The sequence below is a fragment of the Lentzea indica genome (genome assembly GCF_012184385.1).
Taxonomy (GTDB): domain Bacteria; phylum Actinomycetota; class Actinomycetes; order Mycobacteriales; family Pseudonocardiaceae; genus Lentzea; species Lentzea indica.
Map to the genome: position 1 here is coordinate 1 of NZ_VSRL01000480.1, position 2606 is coordinate 2606.

General features: G+C 68.7%; 4 protein-coding genes and 1 pseudogene. All 5 read right to left on the reverse strand.

The features are described 5' to 3' along the window. A pseudogene (locus FXN61_RS53985) lies at positions 1–291 on the reverse strand (hypothetical protein); the annotation flags it as partial. After that, a complete protein-coding gene (locus FXN61_RS48670) occupies positions 288–662 on the reverse strand; it encodes a response regulator transcription factor (protein WP_167980530.1) in 375 nt (124 codons plus the stop codon). The pseudogene FXN61_RS53985 and the gene FXN61_RS48670, both read right to left, overlap by 4 nt. Further along, positions 659–1009, reverse strand: a complete 351-nt coding sequence (locus tag FXN61_RS48675; protein ID WP_167980531.1) for a response regulator — start codon at positions 1007–1009, stop codon at positions 659–661. Before FXN61_RS48675 ends, FXN61_RS48670 begins: the two co-directional genes overlap by 4 nt. A 117-nt stretch (positions 1010–1126) precedes the next feature. Continuing rightward, complete coding sequence (locus FXN61_RS48680; protein ID WP_167980532.1) at positions 1127–1765, reverse strand: response regulator transcription factor; 639 nt, start codon at positions 1763–1765, stop codon at positions 1127–1129. A 104-nt stretch (positions 1766–1869) separates the two neighbouring features. Beyond that, on the reverse strand, positions 1870–2606 hold a 737-nt coding region (locus FXN61_RS48685), incomplete at its 5' end, for a type II secretion system F family protein (protein WP_167980533.1).

Sequence of the window (2606 nt, forward strand, 5' to 3'; positions counted from 1 at the left end):
GTGGAACCGCACGTCCTTCTGCAGCGCAGGAACGAGCCCGAGGAACACCAGTCCCATCAGGATCGTGACGACCCCGCCGATGCGCTGGAACAGATCAGCCCAGCGCGACCAGTTCCGGCAGCACCCCGGATCGCCGAGCAGCCGGAAGACCAGCGGCCGCAATCGCAGCGCCTCCTGCTCACGGCGCTGGCGGCGGCGCGCCGATGCCACGTGGTGCACCGTGATGAGCAACCCCAGCACCAGGCTCAACACCGCGCCCACCAGCACGACGGCGAAGCTCACCGAACTCATGGGCCGACCCTGGCCAGCACGGCGTGCACCCGGCTGAGCAGTTCGCGGGGACTGAACGGCTTCGTCACGTAGTCGTCGGCACCCACACCGAAGCCGGACTCGACGTCAGCCTCCTGTGCGCGAGCGGTCAGGAGGATCACCGGCAGGTTCTTGGTCGCCTGCTCCGACCGCAGTCTCTGGCAGACGTCGAGACCGGACATGCCGGGCATCATCACGTCGAGGATGACGAGATCCGGAAGCTCCGCCGCGACGGCGTGGAGCGCCGACGGGCCGTCACCGACGGCCGTGACGTCGAAACCGTCCTGCATCAGCTTGAACACCAGCAGATCACGGATGTCGGCGTCGTCCTCCGCGATGAGCACGGCGGTCATGACACGCTCCCAAGGGCCGCCCACACGGCGGCGCGATCGAACGGTTTGAGCAGCATTACGTCGACGTCGTCGACACGGATGTCACCGGGGTCGAGCATCGAGGTGACGACGACCTGGCAGTGCCGGGTGCGCGGATCGGCCCGCAATTCGCGAATCACCCACCGGCCGTCCTTGCCCGGCAGCACGATGTCGACGACCACCACGTCCGGTGGGTCGGCCCGCGCCAGGTCGACTCCCAGCTCTCCGGTGTGCGCCAGCACGACCTCGTGCCCCATGTCCCGAAGATGGCGCGCGAGCAGACCGAGGATGTCCTGATCGTCCTCGATCACCAGCACCTTCGAGACCACGGGGCACCTCCGGTCACTCTGCTCGCGCCTGCCGGAACCGCCCGGGAATCCCATGCTGGCACGGGCTTGTCGGCGTGAGGCCGTTCAATACCGCAAACTGGTGACCGTCCACTGTGGTCACGCACTCCGCAGGCCGATCAGGCCGCGGTCCAGTGCCGTCATCAACGCCTGCGCCCGGCTGGAGGCGCCGAGCTTCTCGTAGAGCCGCGCCACGTAGGTCTTGGCCGTCGACGTGCTCATGTGCAGCGCCCGAGCCACCCCTGGCACGGACAGTCCGTCCTGCAGCAGGCGCAGCACCTCGGCTTCACGCGGGCTCAGCGGCGAACGCGCACGCGACGCCCGCAGCCGGGTGAACGCGTCCGCGAGTCCCGTGGCGGTGAAGGACGAGGCGGCGACGGCGGCGTGCCTGATCGCGCTGACGATCTCCAGCAAGGTCGAGGTCTTCGGCACGAACGCCGACACACCGGTCTCCATCGCGCGGAACAGCACGTCGTCCTCACCGTTGGAGGTGAGCACGACGATGCCGAGCGCCTGCCAGCGGTCCCGCAGGTCGCGGGCGAGCGTCAGCCCGTTGCCGTCGGGAAGTGTCACGTCGACGGTCACCACGTCCGGCTTCGTGGTGGCGATCAGGCCGAGGGCCTCGGCCGCAGTGGTGGCCTCACCCACGATCTCGATGTCCGCCTCGGCCTCGAGCAGCCGGGTGAGCCCGAAGCGGGCGAGGGGCTGACCGTCCACGACCACCAGTCGAATCGCCATGACGTCCTCTGCTTCCCGCCGACAACTTTGTGCCTCCATGAAGCGGCACGTCTGGTGTCAGATCGGGTGTCGGACGGTTGCCGTTCGGTTGCTGTGCGCTGCGGTCACCCGTTGGTGAAGCTCTCGTAGATCTCGATGCCCGCGGGTCCGATGATGATGATGAACAACGCCGGGAAGATGCACAGGAGCAGCGGAAACAGGATCTTCACCGGCACCTTCTGCGCCTTCTCCTCGGCCGCCTGACGCCGCTTGACCCGGATCTCGACGGCTTGTTCGTGCAGCACCCGTGCGGTCGGGATGCCCAGTTCGGACGCCTGGATCAGCGACGAGGCGAACGCGTTCACCGCGCTGACGGTGGTGCGGCCGGACAAGGCGCGCAGCGCCTCCACCCTGGACTTGCCCAGCTGCATCTCCTGCAACATGCGGGAGAACTCCACCGACAGCGGACCGGAGGTGTTGCGGGCGACCTGGGACACCGCCGCGTCGAAGCCCAGCCCGGCCTCCACGCAGACCGTGAGCATGTCCAGCACGTCCGCGAGCTCCTTGCCCATGAGTGCCTGGCGCTTGGTCGCCGCGTTGTGGACCAGCAGGTCAGGCAGGAAGAAGCCGACCGCGGCGCCGATCAGGGCGTAGCCGACCACGGTCAGCGCGGACCCGAGCCCGTACAGGACACCGATCGGCGCCAGCGCCAGCAGGCCGATGCCCTTGAAGGCCATCACCCGTTCAGGGGTCCACCTGGCCGGGTTGCCCGCCAGGTCGAGCCGGTGCTCCAGCGACGCGACGGTGGTGCCGGGCGAGAGCCGGGCGGCCAGCGCGCGCAGCCGGTCCAGCAGTGGCGGCA

Coding starts and splice junctions, on each gene's coding strand:
- FXN61_RS48670 (WP_167980530.1), bottom strand. CDS start 662: ATGACCGCCGTGCTCATCGCGGAGGACGACGCCGACATCCGTGATCTG.
- FXN61_RS48680 (WP_167980532.1), bottom strand. CDS start 1,765: ATGGCGATTCGACTGGTGGTCGTGGACGGTCAGCCCCTCGCCCGCTTC.